Source organism: Chromohalobacter canadensis (assembly GCF_029544075.1).
Taxonomy (GTDB): Bacteria; Pseudomonadota; Gammaproteobacteria; order Pseudomonadales; family Halomonadaceae; genus Chromohalobacter; species Chromohalobacter canadensis_A.
On sequence record NZ_JAJQJH010000012.1, the window covers coordinates 42,354 to 59,909 of the forward strand.

The window sequence follows — 17,556 nt, forward strand, 5'->3', positions numbered from 1 at the left end:
GTTATCGTGCCTTGTGTATCGGCGACACCAGCCTCTTTCCGGTACACTATGGCGCCGTTGTATGAATGCCGAGTCTATGAGTGAGGTGCGTCTTGATCGATCCTCTTAACGCCTGGTGGGCGCAGCAATTGGTGCTGTGCGGCTGGGCGTTTGATCCCGAACCGTTGAGTGTGCCGCCCGAGACGGCGCAGGCACGCCTAGCGTTGTTGGACGTGCGCGAACGGGGAGAGCTCGGCTGGCGCTTGGCCGAAGCGGGCATGCCGGGGCAGGGCGAGGCCTTGCGCCAGCTACAAGCACTTGAGCTGCTGGCATTGTCGGGTGCTGCCGGCTGGCTGGATGCCCCTCGAGCCCACGCCTGGGCGGAGTGGATTGCCGCCGACATCCAGGCGCATCATGCCTCGCTGGATGCATGGCTGACGGCGTTGCGTCACGAGAGAGGGCAAATTGACTGGACTCAAGACGATGATGGTTTTCTCGAGGCGTGCGACGCATTGTCGCAACTCGAGCGCGAAGCGGCCGGTATCACCTGGGCGGCGCTCGCCGCGTGGCTGTCTGACCGGTCTCGCCAGCTACCGTGGCCGATCGATCAGAATAGCGGTGTATGGCGCCTGCGTGCGGTTTTCGCCCCCGTGCTGACCACAACGTGCGACGCGCGTTTGGACTGGCCGGAGGTGGAACGCTGGTTGGCCGAAGTCTGGCGCATCGACGGACGCGATGAATTGATTCGCATGCTGCTGTGGCTGGGCGGGCAAGGGCATCGTTATACATGGGATCTCGATGCCGCACGTTTGACCACCCAAGGGGAGAGTGCTCGACGTCAGTGGTGGGAATCGCTCGGTGAGGCGAGTGACTACGGTCATATGATGCTGACATTCCTTGACAGCGGAGAGCCTCTGGAATGGGCGGCGTGGGATTGGTTGCGGTTAGCGGATCTAGCCTACGCGGGCTGGAATGCGGGCTGGCTCAATGCGCAGGAAGCCGAGGCATTCGCCGCACACGCGGGCGATCTGCTGATGCGCCGATATCGCGACTGGATGGCCATTGCCAAGGCTTACCAGCGTGGGCGTAGTCTTTTCGAGGGGGCAGATCGGCGTGCGGATTTCGTGCGTGACTGGGACGTCTTGTTGCGCTCACGGTCGAGCCCCTGGCAGGTGACGCTTGAGGCACTGCTGGACGACGCCCAGCGCGAGGCCGCGCGGCAGGCTATACGCAGTTGGCGCGCGCCGGCGTGGCACTGGGTTCTGGCATTGGCGGCGATGCGTGAACCCGATCTGTTATACCGACAGGGCATTGATCGCACCCCGGATTCGCAGCAGCGGGATGAGGCGCGTCGCTATCTTCGTGACACGCTGGGCCTTGAGCCTGCCATGGGGACGGCCGGCCTGGCCAGCTTGTGGCTGCCCGGGCAGGTGCATCATCTCAATCAACTGGCCGCCGATGCCGCCCATGGTGCATTGCCCGCGGCGAAAACGCCCTTTGGAAACGCGATGCCGGAGGCCGTACGACTACGCAACGGCCTCAAGCACTGCACGCGCCATGCGGCGACGATCTTCATGGCGGAGAAATACGCCTTCTACCTGATGATGTGTGCCGACAGCGGCGATTACGACCGCCGTGAGCTCGAGACGTTGGCGGAATCACTGCGCGGCGTGCTGAGCCGCTTTTATAGTGGCCCTAAGGCGTTGCTCGAGGCGTGGGCGGCATGGGAGGCGGCATTGCCCGAGGCGGAAGAGCCGTCCCTGGTGGCGGAAATCCATTGGCACCGCGATGACCCCGGTAGCCCCTTCCATTGGCTCGACTGGCGCCATGGTACCTGGCTTGAACCCGGCGAGCGCTTGTCGCTGCCACGCTTTACGGCCTTGGCGTTGGTCGGGCCTCTCAATGCCCCTGTCTGGAGCGCCCCGGGTCCTGAAGTTGGCAGCGAACGTGAGGAACTTCGTGAATGGCTCGATAGCCATTATGGGTTATTGTCGGCGGAGGCACTCAAGGAGTTCCTGAATTTCCTGATCGAGGCGGGCGACCGCCAGGAATATCAGATCAACTATGCGCCTTATACGCTCAATTCCGCGCGCTTGCGTGAGGAAGTCGCGATTATCGAATCCGGCGAGTGCAGCGAGGATGATCGCAATCATCTACTGCGCCTGCGGCGCGTCGAGAATAACGCCTCGGGATGCAACGAGTACGACATGGCCGCCTGGGATGTGGCGCAGGCCGTCGATCTTGCCATTGCCGGGCGACAGATGAATTGGCTGTCGGCGATGGAGTTCGACACCTTTATAGAGCGCGCCGCTCATTTGGCGCAAGCGCACTATGCGAGTTGGTATGATTACGCCCGGGGGCTTTATGCGGGTTTTTCCTTCTTCATGGGCGAGACAGATGAGCGTGAGGCGTTTCTGCAGGGGTTCGGAGAGGCACTGACCGCTTGGTTGACGGCCGCGCCACCGCTGGCCGGTGGCTGGGCAAGTCTCGATTTTCCGGGCGCACCCGCACGTCACTGGGCGCCTCTGCATATCGATACCCTGCCGGGTGATGAACGGACGTTGCACTGATCGCGCAGAGCGCGGGATGAAATATTTCGTATCCTATTTCCGAGAGCTCTCGTCAAAAGGCGGGAGTTTCTCTATCATCACCTCGGTCTTGATGCCCCCGATGGCACACGACAGGTTAACGAGTTGAGTCTAGGCCGCTCTGGCGGTGGCACCTGCGATGCGCGCGCCACCACCACAGCGACCCCCTCGCCAGGTAGTGCCTAGTAAGGCAGGGCGTCGTCTTGCATGCATGCAAGCGCCCCGAGGCATCCGCGAGGTTGAATACGTGTGATGAGGTCGCTTGGATGCTTCGAACCATGGCATGGGGATGGTTTCTGGCTGCTCTGTTGGGTGGCTGTGCCACGCAAAGCCCACAACATACCGCTCCACAATCATCTGCGCTGTCTGCGTCCGCCAAGGTCGGTGAAGGCGCGCTGTCCGACGTGGGTCGTAGATCTCCGTTGGCCACCTTTCGCGCCAGCGATGTTCAGCGGGCGCTCGTATCTCCGGTGCGTATTCGCAAGGCACTACTCTCCGAACACCAGCGCTGGGTAGGCACCCCGTATCGTCTTGGCGGGACCACGCAACGCGGCATCGATTGTTCGGCGTTGATGCAGCATGTCTATCGCGATGCGTTCCATATCTCTTTGCCGCGTACCACCGGGCAACAAATGCAAGAGGGGCGTCGAGTTCAACGCAGCGAACTTGAAGCTGGCGACTTGGTCTTCTTCCATTCCCCCGGCCCGTACAATCATGTTGGCGTCTATGTCGATGATGGCTATTTTCTGCATGCCTCGACGTCACAGGGCGTCAAGTTGTCACGCCTCGACAACGTCTACTGGAATCGTCACTACTGGCAGTCACGGCGGCCCATGGATAGAACGCAGTTGGCGGCGCGTATTGATCGCCCACCCCACGAAGGATGAGCGGCTCGCAGTTTTCGTCATGCCGTCCGACAGGTTCGTCACACATCTTGTTTGTATAATGCTGCGTCGGGCGAGATCATGATGCACTCATGGAGGATGTCATGATCGAAGCGCATACCCGCGCCTGGTGGCGCGCGACCTTGGCACTGTGCCTGGGCTCCTTTACTGTCTTCATCAACTTATACGTTCTCCAGCCATTGCTGCCGGCCATTCGCGAGAGCTTCGAGGTCTCGACGCTAGCCGCGGGCAGTGCGATGTCGGTGAGCATGTTGACGCTAGCGCTGTCGCTACTGTTCTACGGACCGCTTTCCGATGCCATCGGTCGAGCCGCCATCATGCGTGTCACGCTGGTACTCGCCAGTCTCTGCACCTTGATCATGGCATTTGCGCCTAACTTCGCGAGTCTACTGGCCTTGCGTGCCTTGCAGGGGTTCTTGCTGGGCGGGTTACCGGCGGTGGCGATCGCCTGGATGGGCGATGAATTCAACAAACCGGCGCTTTTGCTGGCCGTCGGGCTCTATATCAGTGGTAACACGCTGGGTGGGATCGGCGGACGCGTCATCGGCGGTACGGTCGCCGAACATTGGGGGTGGCATAGTAGTTTCGTGGCGATCGCGTGTCTGAGCCTGGCATGCACTTGGGTCTTCTGGCGCGCCTTGCCGCCTGCCCGACAGTTCCGCCCCTCGCCATTGCGCGCGGGACAGGCCGCGCGGGACATGCAGGGGCATTTGCGCGATCCTCGGTTGATTGCCGCCTACCTGATCGGCGGATTCAATTTCTTCATCTTCATCAATCAATACAGTTATGTGACGTTTCGGCTCAGCGAGGCGCCGTTTTCTCTCACCTCGCAATGGTTGGGCCTGATCTTCCTGACCTATCTCGGCGGTACCGTGGGCTCAGCGTTGTCCGGGCGTATTGCGCAGCGCTTGTCGCAGCCGGCCTGCATGATGCTGGGTATCGCTATTCTGATGAGTGGCTCGTTACTCACGTTGATACCCTCCTTGGTCACGATCATCGTGGGGCTGACGATCAATGCCGTGGGGTTCTTTCTGGCGCACTCGATGGCCTCCAGCTGGGTGGGGCGGCACGCACAGCGCGCCCGGGGCAGTGCATCGTCGCTGTATCTGGTGTTTTACTACCTGGGGGCTAGCCTCGGCGGTTTCTATCTAGAGCCGTTCTGGGCGCGCTGGCAATGGAGCGGCGTGATCGCTGCCTCGCTGCTGGTGTTGCTGGGAACCTTCAGCGTGGCGGCTTGGTTGTGGCGTCGCGAGCGACGCATGGTCGATATGTCAGCGGCGACCTGAGCGCGTACTCTCAAGGCTTGCCGGCGTCATCGCCCCACACAGCCTCGAGTCGGTCGTCACGACCGCAGCCGGCACGGTAGAAGCGATAGCGCACGGGGTTTTTCTTGTAGAAATTCTGATGATATTCCTCGGCGTCCCAGAAGGGCGCCTGTGGCTCGATACGTGTCTTGACGTCGCGCTCGAAGCGCGTTTCCACGGCTTCCTTGGAGGCTTCGGCGAGGCGTCGCTGACGCTGGTCAAGGGGGAAGATGGCGCTACGGTATTGGCTGCCGACATCGCAAAATTGGCGTCCCTCGGCAAAGGGATCGATATTGTGCCAGAACACGTCAAGCAGCGTGTCGTAGCCGACGACCTCGTCATCGTAGACGACCTTGACCGCCTCAGCATGGCCGGTATTGCCATTACTGACCTGCTCGTAGGTAGGACGCTCGCTTTCACCGCCGATGTAGCCAGAAGTTGTCGAGATGACGCCCTCGAGTTTGTCGTAAGGCGGCTCCATGCACCAGAAACAGCCACCGGCGAAGATGGCCTCGCGCTGTTCGGCATGTGCCTGGGAAATGGGAACGAATGCAAGCGTTGCGAGTAGGGCTAACGCCATCACGGGAAAGCGCATCGGGGAGCTCCTGAACGTCGGGTTAATATGCCATGCTGCTGCGGTGAACATACATCAAGTCTACTCGAAAAATAGCGGAAGCCAGCATGCTGGATAAATGGACGAACGCTTGGGTCGCGCCGGTACTGGCGCGCTGTGCCACTGACTTGGGGCGTCGCGGTATGACGCCGACTCAACTGACGGTGGTCGGTTTTGCAATCGGCATGCTGGCGTTGCCGTTATTGGCCTATCAGGCCTATGGTCTGGCACTGGTGGCGATTGTCCTCAACCGCGTGTGTGACGGTCTGGATGGCGCCTTGGCGCGTCATCTGCAATATCAAAGCGATGCCGGTGGCTTTCTCGATATTGTCCTGGACTTCATCTTCTATGCCGCCGTGGTCTTGGGGTTTGCACTTGCCGACCCGGTGCAAAACGCCTTGCCCGCAGCCTTTTTGCTTTTCGCGTTCATGGGGACCGGTGCGTCGTTTCTGGCCTTTGCGATCGCCGCGTCACGCCATGGCTTGGAGCGGCCGCATTTTGAGCACAAGGCGTTTTACTATCTGGATGGCTTGACCGAAGGCACCGAGACGATCATTGCCTTCGTCGTGTTCTGCCTTTGGCCGGCATATTTCCCCTGGTGGGCGGTCTTCTTTGCGGTGGCGTGCCTAATCACGACAGCAATGCGCATCGGGGGAGGCTACCGTGCCTTGGCCAGGGCTGAAGGGGCATCCGAAGGGGCGCTCGAAAAAGGCGTTGGCTCATCGAAAGTCGAGCCAAGGTAGGCGGAGCGTAGACATGAAACGGGCGGCCCGCAGGCCGCCCGTTTTCACGTCAGGTGTTGCGAAGGAGCGCTTAGTGCTCCTGTTCTTGCTCGCCTTCACCGTGTACGTGACCGTGTTCGGCTTCTTCCTCGGAAGCTTCACGCACTTCAGCGATCTCGACATCGAAATTCAGGGTCTGACCGGCCAGCGGATGGTTACCATCGACGGTGACGGTGTCGCCTTCGACCTGAGTGACCGTGACCATGAGCGGCCCACCTTGGGTCTGCGCTTGGAACTGCATGCCCGGTTGAATTTCGTCGACGCCCTGGAAGGCATCGCGCGGCACTTCTTGCATCAGGCCGGGCTGTGTTTCACCGTAGCCTTCTGCCGGCTCGACGGTGACTTTGAGGTTCTCGCCGCTCTGACGGCCTTCCAGTTCCTTTTCCAGCCCTGGAATGATGTTGCCCGCGCCGTGCAGGTAAGTCAGAGGATCGCGGCCTTCCGAGCTGTCCAGCACTTCACCCTCGTTATTGGTGAGGGTGTAGTGGAAGGAAACCACGGAATTCTGGGCAATCTGCATGTTGAAGACCTTTCTGGGTGTATGTCGCTACCCATGGTAACGCGCTCACCCAAGTGTGTCAGGGGCCTCTCGGGGTTTTCATATGCCCTTTGAGTTGCATGACGACACTTCAAGGTGCATCGGGAACGAATTCGCCGCCGAACGGTCTCTTGAGTAGCGCCCTGCGTCAGGACGTCGCGCCGGTTGCGCGGTAAGGGGGGTGGCGGTACCCTGCCGTCAATTGGTGTAATTGAAAGACTACCGACGTTGCCTATCAGGAGGCCAACATGACCGTAACGCTGATCTGGCTGATCGCTTTCGCCGTGATTCTTTTCCTGGCGCTGCGTGCGTGGGACGGCTCTCTCGGAAAGGTGGTCATGCGCCGCATCCCGGCGGCGTTGCAGCTGGACGGTGACGATCGCTGGGTGTGGAGTATTGCCTTGGCCGTGTTGGGCGCCACTTTTATCGTCAATCCGATCTCGATGTTATTGACGTTGATCATCCTGGCGCTTTTTTACTGGATCGCCAAGCGCGTGGGATGCTGGCTGATGCGCCGCGTCAAGTTACATTGACGAAAAGCTGTTCTGCGTTAGATCGATGCCCCGCTGATGCGGGGCATTGTCGTCGGGGACGTCACAGCCATAGCGAAAGCGTCAATGAGCCGAATTGGTCATTTTCGTCTTGGGCTTCGAATTCATCGGTTCGCCAGACGCTGGTGTAGGTGAGCTGCCAGCTGTCCCACGTCAAGGCGATACCGGCTAGCGCATCGCCGACCCATTGCCGGCGGTCTACTGAGTGGCTGTCCTCGAAGGTATTGCCATCCAGCAGCAGGTTATGAGCCATGAAGCGGCCCTCAAGGCTCGCGAACGCATACCAGTTGAAACCTTGGCCGGGTGTGAAATGGCTTCTACCGCTTTGGGCGGGGGCTACGGCAGGCATGCCGGCGCTATTTTGTAGGTTATCGCCAATACGCAGGCCCACGCCGCTTGCGGCATACGTATACAGGTTGCCGAGGGCAAAGCCGGCGTTGGGGCCATACTCCACGTCCAGGTTACCGAGCGAGTCTTGCAGCCACCAACTGCGCTTGTAGGTCAGGTTCAGCACCGGTTCGTTATGAATCTGGTTCGACCAGCCGTTGGGTTCGTCGCTACCGATGAGGTGATGAAAGTTCTTCTGTATGGCTTTCCCCCCCGATGCCGGCCCCACGATGCCGGCGTCGAAGTGGAGATCGTCCGCCTGGCGCCAGCCGCTGTACTGGCGGTCATCGAAGAGTGACACGCCAGCATAGAGCAGGCCCGCGTAGGGACGGTCGTTCTCGACGAGGTCTGAGCGGTCGATGTCGTTGGGTGTGTAGATCTGCTGCCCGGCGCGATAAGCCACGCCGTCGAGCTCCGTGCCCGACCAGCCGGGCACGGCGTCGGCGAGGCGTCGTGTCCAATGTCTTTCGTCGGGTGTGAATGACCAGTTTATTTCCAGTCCATTGGTGTAATGCCCGTCGTCGCCGCTGGCGAACAGATCATTTTCGCTCTTGATCGTAAGCATTCCGTCAGCCAGCACGGGACTGGAGAATGTCGCAAAGGCGAGGGCCGAGGCGAGGTAACCGAGCGTGCGTCCTGTGTTCATGAGACGATTTTCCTATCCGTAGCGTATCACGTCACATACGATAGCGTATGTAAGCGATGTCGGGTAGGGAAATTTGGCCCTGCTAATGCCGCCCGGGTCACGAAAACACTCGGGCGGCACATGCTAGCTTGGTAATCGCTTACTGGCGATCAATAAGGCGCGACACTCAGATTGGCTCCACTGCCCACCATGCGTACTTTCTGTCCTACTTGCCAGTTGCGGTCAGCTTTCTGGACCACGACGACGGAATCGCCGCTATCGCGCCGGATTTCTATCTCCCAGGCCTGCGTACGATTGGCGGCATCTTCGACCTTGCTGCCAGCGACGCTACCGCCGATGGCGCCAGCTGCCGTAGCGATGGTGCGTCCAGACCCACCGCCGACTTGGTTTCCGAGCAAGCCACCCAGCACGGCGCCGCCTAGGCCACCCAGAATGCCTTCGTTCTGATCGCCGGCTTGAATCTGCACCTGGCGCACCGACGTGATAGTGCCGTAAGTCACCGACTGCGCGGTTTCGGCTTGCCCGCTGCGATAGACATCACCGGAATAAGGTGAAGTGTTGGCACATCCGGCGAGTGCCAATGACCCGATAAGTGCTAAAGGAAGTAGTGCTTTCATGCGACCTCCGTTACTTTCATGCTGTTTGAAAACAGCGTTCTCAAACTATTCTAGCGCGTTGATACGATACCGGCCAGTGCTGGCGACGAAGATGCGCCACTGCGCTGCGTTAATCGCCTGGCTGCCGATAATGGTAGACGAGTCGCTCATCCTTGCGAGGTCCCACGATATGCCATTCGAGTCGAAAGCCGTGGGGCTCGAAGGTGAGACGGGCCTGGTAGGTATCAGCACCGCAGAGATGTGGCGACTTGCTGGTCAATGTGGTCGCCGAGTCGGCGACGAGGTCGAATAGCCAGACCGCAGCGTCGGGGCCCCGGCGCTCGTGATAGAGCGCGATATGATCAGGATGAAGGTCCCAGCGATAGACATTGCGAAACGCTACCTCGCGGGATTGACCTTGAGGCAGAAAATGGCCTTGTTCGACGAAGCGTACCCAGTCGGTGTGTCTCTCGGGCGCTACCGTTCCTGCACCTTGACCGGACCAGGCCACTTCGGAGGCATGCCCCGAGCGAGACGTGAAGCTCAATCGGTGGATACTAGGCAAGAGACGTGTCAGGCGTATAATGGAAGTCAACTTATATAAATCCGAAGGTTAACTATAAATGGGATATTTGATTGGCGTGACGACGCTCTGGGCATTTTCTTTCAGCCTGATCGGCGTCTACCTCTCTGGCCAGGTCGATAGTTATTTCGCGGTGCTCACCCGCATTGGGTTGGCGGCGCTGGTCTTTCTGATCTGGCTACGTCCGCGACATTTGCCGCTCGAGCATGTATTGGGACTGATGGCCATTGGCGCTGTGCAACTGGGAGCGATGTATATTGGTTTCTATCAGTCGTTTCTGTTGTTGAGCGTGCCGGAAGTCTTGCTGTTCACGATCTTCACACCACTTTATATCACCTTGATCGACGACATACTCAAGGGGCGCTTTACGCCATTCTATCTGCTCACTGCTGCGCTTGCCGTGTTCGGGGCGGCGGTCATTCGTTACGCTGACATCAGCGACGCCTATTGGGCCGGGTTCCTGGTCGTACAGAGCTCGAACCTATGCTTCGCCGTGGGGCAGGTCGCTTATCGTCATTTGGCGCCGCGCTTGCCACAGGAGGTAGCGCATCGCCATGTCTTCGGCTGGTTCTACCTGGGAGCGTTGTGTGTGGCGTTACCGGCGTTCTGGCTGTTTGGCGATACCACGGCGTTGCCGACGACCTCGCTACAGTGGGGCGTCTTGCTATGGCTGGGCGTCGTTGCATCGGGGCTTGGTTACTTCCTCTGGAACAAGGGGGCTTGTCGAGTCGATGCTGGGACGCTGGCGATCATGAACAATGCGCTGGTGCCCGCCGGGTTGCTGGTCAATCTGCTAATCTGGAACCGCGACGCGGATGTGCCGCGTCTGATGTTGGGCGGGGGAATATTGCTGGCCTCGTTACTGATCAATACTTGGTGGCGCCGGCGTCATCAGGCGTCGCTTGGTATTACTTGATCGCGTTGCGGCCGCCTGTTGAGCCAGGCGGCTCTAAACCCGGACGACGTTTCGTGTTTTCATGGTGATGACGCCTTTCGTTCAGGACATCTTCATGAAGCATTCTTTGTTATCGCGTTACGGTTTTTTCACGGTGTGCTGTGTGATCACGCTGGTGACGACGCTCATGGCCATACAGTGGCATGGTGTGTGGCTGGTGCCGTTGGTGAGTGGCGTACTGGTACTCGTGGGTATTGCCGATCTTTCACAGCGTGGATATGCGGTACGTCGCAATTACCCGATCATTGGTAACTTGCGTTATGTCTTTCAGGCATTACGTCCGGAGTTGCGTCAGTATCTTTTCGAGGCTGATACCGAGCAGCTGCCGTTTTCCCATGTGCAGCGTAGTTTAGTCTACCAGCGAGCGCGCCAGCATAACGATGCCAAGCCCTTCGGGACCCTGCGCGATGTCTACGCCAATGCCTATGAGTACATCGGTCATTCGATGGAAACGGCATCTGTGGCAGAGCCGGACGATTTTCGTCTGACCATCGGTAACGGCCAGTGCGCCCAGCCTTATGAGATTTCGCTATTCAATATCTCGGCGATGAGTTTCGGTGCATTGAGCGCTAATGCGATTCGCGCCCTCAACAAGGGCGCCCGGCTTGGACGCTTCGCGCATGACACTGGGGAAGGGGGTATCAGTCCGTATCATCGCGAACATGGCGGTGATCTGATCTGGGAACTCGGCAGTGGTTATTTCGGCTGTCGTACGCCGGCTGGAGAGTTTGACCCGAAACGCTTCGCCGAGCAGGCCAGCGATGCGCAGGTCAAGATGATCGAGGTCAAGCTCAGCCAAGGTGCCAAGCCCGGTCACGGAGGGCTGCTTCCGGCGGACAAGATTACCCCGGAAATCGCCCAGACGCGGGAGATCCCTCAAGGCGAGGATTGTCTCTCGCCGGCCAGCCATCCGGCGTTCTCGACGCCGCTCGAGATGCTTGATTTCATCGCGCAATTGCGTGAGCTTTCCGGCGGCAAGCCGGTCGGCTTCAAGCTGTGTCTCGGCCAACCCTGGCAGTTCATGGCCATCGTCAAGGCAATGCTTGAAACCGAGGTTGTGCCCGATTTCATCGTCGTCGATGGCAGTGAAGGGGGCACGGGCGCAGCTCCGGTCGAGTTCTCCGATCATCTGGGAGCGCCACTGCGTGAAGGGATCTTGTTCGTGCATAACACGCTGGTCGGCGTAGGGTTGCGTGAGCAGGTTCACCTCGGAGCGAGCGGCAAGATCATCAGCGCTTTCGATATCGCTCGGGTCATGGCAATGGGTGCCGATTGGGTTAATGCCGCACGTGGGTACATGTTTGCGCTGGGCTGTATTCAATCGCAAAGTTGCCATACCAACCGCTGCCCGACGGGAGTGGCCACCCAAGACCCGCTACGTCAGAAAGCATTGGTGGTCGGCGACAAGGCCGAGCAGGTGTATCACTTTCATCACAATACCCTGCATGCCCTGGCAGAGATGATCGCCGCGGCGGGGCTGACGCGCCCGTGGCAGATCACCCCGGACCACCTCGTGCACCGGGTCTCGGAAAACGAGGTGAAGCTATTCTCTCATCTACATCCGTTTCTGGAGCCTGGCGAGTTGTTGCGCGACCCCGGTCAGCGCCCGTTCTATGGGCGTATTTGGCGCATGGCGCAGGCCAAGAGCTTCGCCCCCATGCAGGTGGCTGATGCAGGATTTGACCGACCGGGGCGTGTCCCTGGTGCGCTTCGCCCCCATGCAGGTGGCTGATGCAACGAGTGGGTCGACGGCCGCGTAGAGGCATTTTTCAGGCGTCATGACGGTGCTGGTGCGGCTCGGGGGCGGCCTTGCCGTTGGCGAAGGCGGTTAGGATCGTGCATTGTGTGGCTGCGTGCGGGCCGCCGCAGCAGGCATCGGTCAGGTGGGCCAGCGCCTGGCGCATGTGATGCAATTCCGCGAGGCGTGCGTCGATAGCGGCGAGTTTGTCCTCGGCAACACGCTTGACCTCTTCGCAGGTGTGCGCATCGGCATCGACCTGCAGCGAGAGCAGCTCACGAATGTCGGCCAGGGTAAAGCCCAGACGCTTGGCGCGCAGGATGAAATGTAGGCGCTCGAGGTTGTCCGCAGCGTAGTAGCGATAGCCGTTGTCGCCGCGTTGGGCATCCGGGAGTAATCCTTCCTTTTCGTAGTAGCGCAACGTATCGACGCTGACGCCGCTACGCTCGGCCAGTTCTCCGATCCGTAGCATGGTGGGCTCTCCTCCTCATATAGTGGACGTAATGGGTGGCAGTGGCAGGCTTCGCGGCCAGTCATCGGGTACGATGAAAAAACGCCGCTGGGTGCCGTCGGGCGCTTGCAGATGATATTGCTGTGGCGCGCCGGTACCCGTGAAGTGTGTCTCGAGTTCGGCGTCTACGCTCTCTAGCGAGCGATAGGACTCGCCCCCGGGAAGCGCAAGCCAATGTGGCTTGTGAAGCGGGGCGCCCAGGGTCCCCGTTGGCAAGTTGTCACGCAGTATCGGCCAGTCTTGCCATGGCAGCCAATTGCCATGCGTGGCGGTGGTGTGTGCCGGGTGCGGTGCCGCTATCGTGATGGGCCAAGGATAAAAGAGCATCCCGAGCATGGCTGCTCGCTGCCGAAGTGATCTTGGGTCAATAGCCAGCGCGTTCAAGCGTGCCATCGAGCGCGGATGATGTGCCAGGGGCAACTGATGATGATCAGTATGGGCATGCTTGCGCGCCAGCGAGTCGACGCAGCCGGGGCCGATCCAGCGTGCCGGGTTGCGTTCGTCGCCGGGTCCTTCGCGAAGGCCCAGATAATACTTGATGGCCAATTCAAGATGGATGGGCTGTCCCTGTCGATCGGCATAGATCACATCTAGCTCACCGAGGGTGCGGCTGGCCTCGTGAATCGCGATGTTGGTGGCCAGTAGGTGAGTTGCCGGGGCAAGGTCGAGAAGGGCGTGCCAGAGGCGCTCATGATAATGCCCCAGACGTCGCGGTGGCGTCGCGCCGATATACGATATGAGCCGTTGTGGTTCGGCGTCGAGTGCATGCAGCCAAGCCTTTCTGCACGAAGCGTCTTCAAGCCCGAGCTCCTCGAGTGTCGGCCGGCCCGGGTAATCGCTGTCGATGATATCCGGTGCATGCAATAGCCAAGCGAGATCACGCACCCAGGGGTGGTCAAACGATGCCCATTCGTCTTCCAGCGCGGGCATGGCGGCATCGAGCAGTGCTTGCGTCATTTCGTCGTCATGTGTAAGGCGCCTGTCGTCAACTGATATGCTTTTTTCATACTTATCTGAATCTGTACTCTCCATGGTATTCCCCTGACAATATCTCCAGTTGCAAGACAATGCGAACCCGTTGCCGTTGCGTTTAAACAGGTAGTGAGTGTTGTCGGAGGTGGACATGAAGCGTTATCAACATCTGGCTGAAGCACTTGAGTCTTCAATTCTCTCCGGTGCGTTGCATGCCGGGGATCGTCTGCCTTCGATTCGTGCTGCCAGCATCAGCCGTAATGTCAGTCCCACGACTGTTTTCAAGGCGTATTATCTACTGGAAGCCAAAGGACTTATCCGGGCGCGTGACCGCTCAGGGTTCTATGTCGTTGGGCCGGAAGGCACCCGTCCGCCGGAAATCGAGATGACCAGCGCGCCTGACGAGCGTGTATTCAATGTCGATGTCAGCGACCGTGTTCTCCAGGTGCTAGGCGCCACTATGCGCCGCGATCTGGTGCCTTTGGGGTCTGCACTGCCGAGTCCTGAGCTCTATCCTATCCCGAGGCTTTCTCAGGTCATGGCATCCACGCTACCCAAGCTGAGTGTCTGGCACACGGTGGATGATTTGAGCCCGGGTAGTGCTCAACTGCGTCATGCTATTTCACTGCGCTATCACGCGGATGGTATGCAAGTGTATGCGGATGATCTCGTGGTGACCAATGGCGCACTGGAAGCGCTCAATATCTGCCTGGGTGTCGTCACCCAGCCGGGGGATGCGGTCATTGTAGAGTCCCCTACCTTTTATGCGGCGCTCCAAGCGCTGGAACGGAATCACCTACGGGCAATCGAGATATCGACACATCCACGCGATGGTGTTGACCTAGAGGCGATGGAACGGGCGATACAGCGGTATAAGCCGGCGGCATGCTGGTTGATGACCAACTTCCAGAACCCGTTGGGTAGCCTGATGCCAGAAGACAAGAAACGTGATCTTGTCGCGCTACTGCAACGCTATGCTTTGCCGATGATCGAGGATGATGTCTATGGTGAGCTTTATTTCGATAGCCGCCGGCCGCTGCCTGCCAAAGCCTTCGACCAGGAAGGTTTGATCATGCACTGCAGCTCATTTTCCAAAAGTCTGGCACCTGGCTGGCGTGTTGGCTGGGTGGCAGGGGGGCGCTATACCCAACACATCATGCGCGACAAACTTTCACTTTCTTTATCGGCATCAGCGCCGGCTCAGGTAGCGCTATCGGCTTACCTGTCACGAAGCGGGTTTGATCGGCATTTGCGAACGCTTAGGCACAGGTTTGAATGGCAGCGTAACTGTATGCTGCAAGCGATCACGGCGCATTTCCCTGAAGGTACCCGGACTACATATCCCGCTGGAGGATATTTTTTATGGGTCGAGTTGCCGAAGTGTGTGGACACTTCGCGGCTACACCAGATGGCGCTGGCCGAAGGTATCAGTATCGCGCCGGGTAGTATCTTTTCTTCGCACGAGCGTTTTCACCACTGTCTGCGTTTGAACTATGGCCATCCCTGGGATGAGCGCTTGCAGACCGGCATGGAAATTCTCGGGCGCCTGATTGCCCAGCAGCTGGAGTGCGGGGACCACTCGACAGATGAAATCCAGCAAGGAGCGATACCATGAGTAAGAAGCCAATGTCGCGTAAACTTAAAGCGATATTCAAATTCTTCGCGGCTATCCTCGTGATCAATGTGATCGTGGGCGTCGCTGGGATTGTCTTCATGATGCTCTATTACGGCGAGGTCGATGGGCAGGGTTGGGCAGCGTTGGTGACCTTCATGATCTTGAATACGATCTTCGCTTCGCCGGTGGCCTTGTATCTCTACTGGTGGGAGTTGCACCCCGTGCAGACACCCGAGTCGGATCAGTACAACGACCCCAGGGAATGAGCGAAGATCGCTAATATTGTAAACGTTCCGGTTGGGCGCGGTTTGCTCCGCTGCTCGCCAGTCCGCATAATGACGGGCCGCGACGCCGGCAACGAGACGCTTTCATGCAGCCATTCAAGACCATTGGCCTGATCGGGCGATTGGGCAGCCCCAATGCGGTAGAGACGCTCAAGCGGTTGCTCCGCTTTCTCGGCGCTCGCCAGCTCAATGTGATCATCGAGGAGCGCACCGCCACGGTATTGCTCAATCATGGTTATCCCGAGGCGAGCCGTCGCCAGTTGGGTGAGCGCTGTGACTTGGCGATCGTGGTTGGCGGTGATGGCAGCCTGTTGAGCGCCGCGCGGGAGTTGTGCGCCACGGGTACGCCGGTATTGGGCGTCAATCGGGGGCGGTTGGGGTTTTTGACCGATATCTCGCCGGATGAAGTCGAAGAGCGAATCGGCGAAGTGCTTGATGGGCACTTCGAGAGCGAACGTCGTTTCCTGTTGGAGGCGGAAGTGTTCCGCGCTGGCGAACAGGTCGGCACGGCCTCGGGACTCAACGATGTGGTCATCCATCCTGGTAAGGCCGCGCGGATGATCGAGTTCGAGCTGTTTATCGATGGTCAGTTCGTCTACAGCCAACGCAGCGATGGGTTGATTATCGCTACGCCGACCGGCTCCACTGCTTATGCCTTGTCGGGAGGTGGCCCGATCGTGCATCCCCGGCTCGAGGCCATCACGTTGGTGCCGATGTTTCCGCATACGTTGTCGAGTCGGCCGATCGTCATCGATGCGGCCAGCGAGATCACGGTGCATATCGGTGAAACCAACCACGCGTATCCGCATGTCAGTTGTGACGGCCAGACCCAAGTGGTTTCCAAGCCCGGGGACCGCTTGGTCGTACGCCGCAAACGGGAACGGCTGACACTCCTTCATCCGCATGGTCACAACTATTTCGAGGCCTGTCGCACCAAGCTCGGCTGGAGCAGCCGGATGGGGGAGTGACATGACGCTGGCTCGAAAAGACCTCGAGGGTTACGACCTGATCGGCGATGTGCATGGATGTGGCGCCTCGCTGGCCGTGTTGCTGGAAAAGCTCGGGTATTCCTATCGGGAGGGCGTGTATCGTCATCCGCGTCGTCGCGTGATCTTTCTGGGCGATTTGATCGATCGCGGCCCGCGCATTCGACTGGCTCTGAATATCGCGCGTGACATGGTCGAGGCGGGCGAAGCAGATATCGTGATGGGCAATCACGAATATAATGCCTTGGCGTATTGTCGCCGAGCGCCGCCGGAATGGGCGGGAGAATGGCTGCGTGAGCATTCGCCGCGCCACAATCGCATCATCAATGAGACGTTGGCACAGTTTCGCGATCACCCTCAGGAGTGGCAGTCCCATCTCGACTGGTTCATGACGATGCCGTTGTGCCTCGAACGTGACGGACTACGGGTAGTGCATGCCTGCTGGGACCACGACCTCATCGCGCCATTCCTGGCGCAATGTCCCGATGGTTGCATGAGCGAGGACTTCTTTTACGATTCGGCGTGCCCGGGGACATTCGCCTTTCGTGTCATGGATCGCCTGACGCGGGGCCCCTCCCTGCCGCTGCCGGCGGGCCTGCGGATCTATTCCGGTGATGGCTTCACGCGCACGAGTTTCCGCGCCCATTTCTGGGCACGCGACCCTCTGACCTACGGCGATGTGGTCTTCCAGCCCGATAACCTGCCCGATGATCTCGAGAATCAGCCCTTGAGCACGGAGGAGCGACAGCGACTGCCTTATTATGGACCGGAGGAGCCGCCGTTATTCATTGGCCACTATTGGTGCGAGGGGGTCCCGGCGTTGCCGGCGCCGAATATTGCTTGTCTTGATTACAGCGCTGTGAAATACGGGCGCCTGGTGGCCTATCGTTGGGGAGGGGAACAACACCTGGATGCCAATCGCTTCGTGTGGGTCGATGTGGCGCGTGAGGGATCGGTGCCCCCGACGCCCGATGACATCGCGCTTGCGTGAGTGACAGAAAAAAGTTGAAAAAATTTCGTTGC

18 protein-coding genes are annotated in these 17,556 nt (G+C 59.3%); 11 read left to right on the forward strand and 7 right to left on the reverse strand.

Translation table 11 applies throughout. The annotated features are described in order from the left end of the window. Positions 1-92 precede the first annotated feature (92 nt). The 3 genes from LUN51_RS13610 to LUN51_RS13620 all read left to right on the forward strand — a co-directional run bounded on the left by LUN51_RS13610 (position 93) and on the right by LUN51_RS13620 (position 4,758). Complete coding sequence (locus LUN51_RS13610; RefSeq protein WP_277811694.1) at positions 93-2,549, forward strand: DUF1266 domain-containing protein; 2,457 nt, start codon at positions 93-95, stop codon at positions 2,547-2,549. A 284-nt stretch (positions 2,550-2,833) separates the two neighbouring features. Further along, positions 2,834-3,454: a C40 family peptidase gene (locus LUN51_RS13615; RefSeq protein ID WP_277811695.1), complete on the forward strand. Its 621-nt coding sequence runs from the start codon at positions 2,834-2,836 to the stop codon at positions 3,452-3,454. A gap of 101 nt (positions 3,455-3,555) precedes the next feature. Next, positions 3,556-4,758: an MFS transporter gene (locus tag LUN51_RS13620; RefSeq protein WP_277811696.1), complete on the forward strand. Its 1,203-nt coding sequence runs from the start codon at positions 3,556-3,558 to the stop codon at positions 4,756-4,758. A gap of 10 nt (positions 4,759-4,768) precedes the next feature. Here the strand turns inward: LUN51_RS13620 and msrA are convergent, their stop codons facing one another. After that, positions 4,769-5,371, reverse strand: a complete 603-nt coding sequence (gene msrA, locus LUN51_RS13625) for a peptide-methionine (S)-S-oxide reductase MsrA (protein WP_277811697.1) — start codon at positions 5,369-5,371, stop codon at positions 4,769-4,771. Between the two features lie 86 nt (positions 5,372-5,457). Between msrA and LUN51_RS13630 the strand changes: the two genes are divergently transcribed. Further along, a complete protein-coding gene (locus LUN51_RS13630; RefSeq protein ID WP_246893764.1) occupies positions 5,458-6,132 on the forward strand; it encodes a CDP-alcohol phosphatidyltransferase family protein in 675 nt (224 codons plus the stop codon). Positions 6,133-6,202: 70 nt separating this feature from the next. On the opposite strand, the gene LUN51_RS13635 is transcribed toward LUN51_RS13630, so the two are convergent. Beyond that, positions 6,203-6,691, reverse strand: a complete 489-nt coding sequence (locus tag LUN51_RS13635) for an FKBP-type peptidyl-prolyl cis-trans isomerase (RefSeq protein ID WP_040243966.1) — start codon at positions 6,689-6,691, stop codon at positions 6,203-6,205. Positions 6,692-6,957: 266 nt separating this feature from the next. Here LUN51_RS13635 and LUN51_RS13640 point away from each other — a divergent pair, with 266 nt between their 5' ends. Further along, positions 6,958-7,242: a hypothetical protein gene (locus tag LUN51_RS13640; RefSeq protein WP_246893763.1), complete on the forward strand. Its 285-nt coding sequence runs from the start codon at positions 6,958-6,960 to the stop codon at positions 7,240-7,242. Positions 7,243-7,303: 61 nt separating this feature from the next. Here LUN51_RS13640 and LUN51_RS13645 read toward each other — a convergent pair whose 3' ends face one another. From LUN51_RS13645 to LUN51_RS13655, 3 genes are all read right to left on the reverse strand, one after another. Next, the gene (locus LUN51_RS13645; RefSeq protein ID WP_246893762.1) at positions 7,304-8,293 is read right to left on the reverse strand and encodes a lipid A deacylase LpxR family protein; all 990 of its coding nucleotides are present in this window, start codon (positions 8,291-8,293) and stop codon (positions 7,304-7,306) included. A 149-nt stretch (positions 8,294-8,442) separates the two neighbouring features. Continuing rightward, the gene (locus tag LUN51_RS13650; RefSeq protein ID WP_246893761.1) at positions 8,443-8,910 is read right to left on the reverse strand and encodes a glycine zipper 2TM domain-containing protein; all 468 of its coding nucleotides are present in this window, start codon (positions 8,908-8,910) and stop codon (positions 8,443-8,445) included. A gap of 109 nt (positions 8,911-9,019) precedes the next feature. Continuing rightward, positions 9,020-9,484 (reverse strand): DUF6314 family protein, encoded by a 465-nt coding sequence (locus LUN51_RS13655; RefSeq protein WP_277811698.1) that lies wholly within the window; start codon positions 9,482-9,484, stop codon positions 9,020-9,022. A gap of 28 nt (positions 9,485-9,512) precedes the next feature. Here LUN51_RS13655 and LUN51_RS13660 point away from each other — a divergent pair, with 28 nt between their 5' ends. Both LUN51_RS13660 and LUN51_RS13665 read left to right on the forward strand, forming a co-directional pair. Next, positions 9,513-10,388, forward strand: coding sequence for a carboxylate/amino acid/amine transporter (locus LUN51_RS13660; protein ID WP_246939387.1), 876 nt, complete (start codon positions 9,513-9,515; stop codon positions 10,386-10,388). 94 nt (positions 10,389-10,482) lie between these two features. Beyond that, complete coding sequence (locus LUN51_RS13665; protein WP_277811699.1) at positions 10,483-12,159, forward strand: FMN-binding glutamate synthase family protein; 1,677 nt, start codon at positions 10,483-10,485, stop codon at positions 12,157-12,159. A gap of 37 nt (positions 12,160-12,196) precedes the next feature. Here the strand turns inward: LUN51_RS13665 and zntR are convergent, their stop codons facing one another. Continuing rightward, positions 12,197-12,637 carry a Zn(2+)-responsive transcriptional regulator gene (gene zntR, locus LUN51_RS13670; RefSeq protein ID WP_040243956.1) on the reverse strand — a complete coding sequence of 147 codons (441 nt, stop codon included), beginning with the start codon at positions 12,635-12,637 and terminating at the stop codon, positions 12,197-12,199. Between the two features lie 15 nt (positions 12,638-12,652). Continuing rightward, on the reverse strand, positions 12,653-13,633 hold the full coding sequence (locus tag LUN51_RS13675) for a DUF1853 family protein (RefSeq protein WP_246939355.1): 981 nt from the start codon (positions 13,631-13,633) through the stop codon (positions 12,653-12,655). Between the two features lie 166 nt (positions 13,634-13,799). On the opposite strand from LUN51_RS13675, the gene LUN51_RS13680 reads away from it, so the two are divergent. The 4 genes from LUN51_RS13680 (at position 13,800) to LUN51_RS13695 (ending at position 17,524) form a co-directional block, all read left to right on the forward strand. Next, positions 13,800-15,263, forward strand: coding sequence for a PLP-dependent aminotransferase family protein (locus LUN51_RS13680; RefSeq protein WP_277811726.1), 1,464 nt, complete (start codon positions 13,800-13,802; stop codon positions 15,261-15,263). Further along, entirely contained in the window at positions 15,260-15,529 is a 270-nt protein-coding gene (locus tag LUN51_RS13685; protein WP_179000078.1) for a hypothetical protein, read from the forward strand. The genes LUN51_RS13680 and LUN51_RS13685 overlap by 4 nt, the downstream gene beginning before the upstream one ends. A gap of 104 nt (positions 15,530-15,633) precedes the next feature. Further along, positions 15,634-16,515 carry an NAD(+) kinase gene (locus LUN51_RS13690; RefSeq protein ID WP_246893755.1) on the forward strand — a complete coding sequence of 294 codons (882 nt, stop codon included), beginning with the start codon at positions 15,634-15,636 and terminating at the stop codon, positions 16,513-16,515. A gap of 1 nt (position 16,516) precedes the next feature. Then, positions 16,517-17,524 carry a metallophosphoesterase gene (locus tag LUN51_RS13695; RefSeq protein ID WP_246893754.1) on the forward strand — a complete coding sequence of 336 codons (1,008 nt, stop codon included), beginning with the start codon at positions 16,517-16,519 and terminating at the stop codon, positions 17,522-17,524. The last annotated feature ends 32 nt before the right edge of the window (positions 17,525-17,556 follow it).

Bases quoted from the DNA above. Each gene is read 5' to 3' on its own strand.
- LUN51_RS13615 (WP_277811695.1), top strand. From the start codon at position 2,834: ATGCTTCGAACCATGGCATGGGGATGGTTTCTGGCTGCTCTGTTGGGT.
- LUN51_RS13620 (WP_277811696.1), top strand. From the start codon at position 3,556: ATGATCGAAGCGCATACCCGCGCCTGGTGGCGCGCGACCTTGGCACTG.
- msrA (WP_277811697.1), bottom strand. From the start codon at position 5,371: ATGCGCTTTCCCGTGATGGCGTTAGCCCTACTCGCAACGCTTGCATTC.
- LUN51_RS13630 (WP_246893764.1), top strand. From the start codon at position 5,458: ATGCTGGATAAATGGACGAACGCTTGGGTCGCGCCGGTACTGGCGCGC.
- LUN51_RS13635 (WP_040243966.1), bottom strand. From the start codon at position 6,691: ATGCAGATTGCCCAGAATTCCGTGGTTTCCTTCCACTACACCCTCACC.
- LUN51_RS13640 (WP_246893763.1), top strand. From the start codon at position 6,958: ATGACCGTAACGCTGATCTGGCTGATCGCTTTCGCCGTGATTCTTTTC.
- LUN51_RS13645 (WP_246893762.1), bottom strand. From the start codon at position 8,293: ATGAACACAGGACGCACGCTCGGTTACCTCGCCTCGGCCCTCGCCTTT.
- LUN51_RS13650 (WP_246893761.1), bottom strand. From the start codon at position 8,910: ATGAAAGCACTACTTCCTTTAGCACTTATCGGGTCATTGGCACTCGCC.
- LUN51_RS13660 (WP_246939387.1), top strand. From the start codon at position 9,513: ATGGGATATTTGATTGGCGTGACGACGCTCTGGGCATTTTCTTTCAGC.
- LUN51_RS13665 (WP_277811699.1), top strand. From the start codon at position 10,483: ATGAAGCATTCTTTGTTATCGCGTTACGGTTTTTTCACGGTGTGCTGT.
- zntR (WP_040243956.1), bottom strand. From the start codon at position 12,637: ATGCTACGGATCGGAGAACTGGCCGAGCGTAGCGGCGTCAGCGTCGAT.
- LUN51_RS13675 (WP_246939355.1), bottom strand. From the start codon at position 13,633: ATGACGCAAGCACTGCTCGATGCCGCCATGCCCGCGCTGGAAGACGAA.
- LUN51_RS13680 (WP_277811726.1), top strand. From the start codon at position 13,800: ATGAAGCGTTATCAACATCTGGCTGAAGCACTTGAGTCTTCAATTCTC.
- LUN51_RS13685 (WP_179000078.1), top strand. From the start codon at position 15,260: ATGAGTAAGAAGCCAATGTCGCGTAAACTTAAAGCGATATTCAAATTC.
- LUN51_RS13690 (WP_246893755.1), top strand. From the start codon at position 15,634: ATGCAGCCATTCAAGACCATTGGCCTGATCGGGCGATTGGGCAGCCCC.
- LUN51_RS13695 (WP_246893754.1), top strand. From the start codon at position 16,517: ATGACGCTGGCTCGAAAAGACCTCGAGGGTTACGACCTGATCGGCGAT.